We start from the raw sequence: 1,943 nt of genomic DNA, 5'->3' as shown, positions 1-1,943 counted from the left end.
TTTTTCGAGCTTGGATTGCACTTTCCTTATCCTTAAAATATCCTAGTTCGTAACGTATATGTTTTACTGTGATATAGCTACGCCACCTCTTATCACGTTTACTATAAGAAACCCCCGTTATACCACTAGCATTATTTGCTTTTAACTTGTCGCCTACTGATAGTTTCAATATAGATAGTTTAGTATTTTTTTCACGACCGTCATTTTGTCTAAAGGTAGTTTTTATCTTTTCTTGTATCTTTTCATCTTTGTAAATGTTTTTCCATTTCTCTCGTGCCTTCCTTAATTGACAACCACAGCTCTTGGTAGTTCCTTGAATAAGTTTTGTGCTTGCCACGTCGGTATAATTACCACAATCACATTTACAAAACCATGTAGTACCCGATCCCTTTTTAACACCAACGGATTGTCTTAAAACTGTAAGCATTCCAAACCGTTTACCGGTCAAATCTTTGAAATTAAGTTTCGCAAATTTAACCCTATTCTCTTTATCTAAGCACCCACAGCTTTTAGTAATACCTGCCAGTAAATTACTAGTAGTCACCTTTGTTTTATTACCACAATCACATTTACAAAAGGCAAATTACAAGTTTAATCCGAACAAGCCCGGAATCTTTCAATGGCAGTCTGTTGATGATGTATTTTTAATGGTCGTTGATTAATTAGTTCAAGTGCTGCTAGGATCTCATCAGTCGTTACTTGGCTAAAATTGGTCTTTTTCGGGAAGAACCAGCGTAACCGTCTATTAAAATATTCATTGGAACCTCGCTCCCATGGTGAATATGGATGGCAAAAATAAACTTTGATCTGATAATCCTGTTCTAAGGCCTGATAATTGGCAAACTCTTTACCATGATCAACAGTAATGGATTTTACTTGGGGACCGAAGGCCCCCATAAACTTGCCAAAGGCGGTGTTTAGAGCCTTAGCCGTTCTATTAGGGGCTTTGATGGCCCATAGAAGTCGGGTCTTACGTTCTACGAATGTAACCAGACATGATCGTGACTCACTTCGACTAGAAAGCACCGTATCTACTTCCCAATGACCAAAAGCTAACCGTTGATTAACAGTTGTTGGCCGTTGTTCGATGGAAGTCCCACTTGTAAATTTCCCACGATTTTCGCTCACTCGGTGCTGGCGGACATTCCGATTGGGTAGATCAGTCAATTTGAAGGGGAGCCAGCCACGATTAAGCCAATTATAAATTGACGCAGTGCTCAAGTTATAAGCGGCCGCAATGGTTTCTGGTGACCAGGTTAATCGTAAGTGATTGGTAATTAAAGTCGCTAATGCTGCCGTCAGCATCGAACGACGACCGCAATTCCGCCTTTTGCGATCTGCATCTTGCTGAGCTAATTCTGGATCATAAGGTTTAACCCGGTCCAACTCATAGCTAATCGTAGCTTTGGCGACGCCTAAGGCGTCAGCCATTACTTGGTAAGATTTATTCCCCTCATTGACCAGTTGTGCTAGTGCGCCACGTTGAAAACGTGATAAAGTAGATGTACCCAAAGTAATCACTCCCTATATTGGTTGGAATTAGCTACTACCATTGTAAGTGATTGCTTTGGGCTTTTTAATTTCTGTTCGGATTAATTATAGAATTTGCCAAAACCAAAAAACAGCATGCCCTTTTTCTGGACTTTTCTTTTCAACTACTAATCTGCCAAAACGTTTCCCAATTAAATTCGGAGTAGGTACTCTCATTCAAATCATCTCCAAACATATATTTTCATTCTTTTCTGAACACTTTATTGATGAATATTTTTGAGCAAGTTACTAACGCAAACAAAAAACACAAAGGGGCAACAACTAAAACACTTAAAGCTAAAACTTGACCAATATTTATTGAGCTTGGAAAATTAACTAAACTAGTTAATAAAACTCCTAACAGTATTCCTACTATAACGGCAATGGTAGCGTCAAGAATCTTGTGTAAATGA

General features: G+C 38.8%; 3 protein-coding genes. All 3 read right to left on the bottom strand.

Annotated features, from left to right (window positions below):
* On the bottom strand, positions 1 to 544 hold a 544-nt coding region (locus tag IV84_RS11280; protein ID WP_236699030.1), incomplete at its 3' end, for a hypothetical protein.
* A gap of 47 nt (positions 545 to 591) precedes the next feature.
* On the bottom strand, positions 592 to 1,512 hold the full coding sequence (locus IV84_RS10330) for an IS30-like element ISLsa1 family transposase (protein ID WP_011373852.1): 921 nt from the start codon (positions 1,510 to 1,512) through the stop codon (positions 592 to 594).
* A 220-nt stretch (positions 1,513 to 1,732) separates the two neighbouring features.
* The coding region (locus IV84_RS11275) for a hypothetical protein (protein ID WP_056986618.1) at positions 1,733 to 1,943 on the bottom strand (211 nt) is incomplete at its 5' end.

This window comes from Pediococcus damnosus (assembly GCF_001437255.1).
Classification (GTDB): domain Bacteria; phylum Bacillota; class Bacilli; order Lactobacillales; family Lactobacillaceae; genus Pediococcus; species Pediococcus damnosus.
This window is presented reverse-complemented; position numbering and strand designations above follow the sequence as displayed.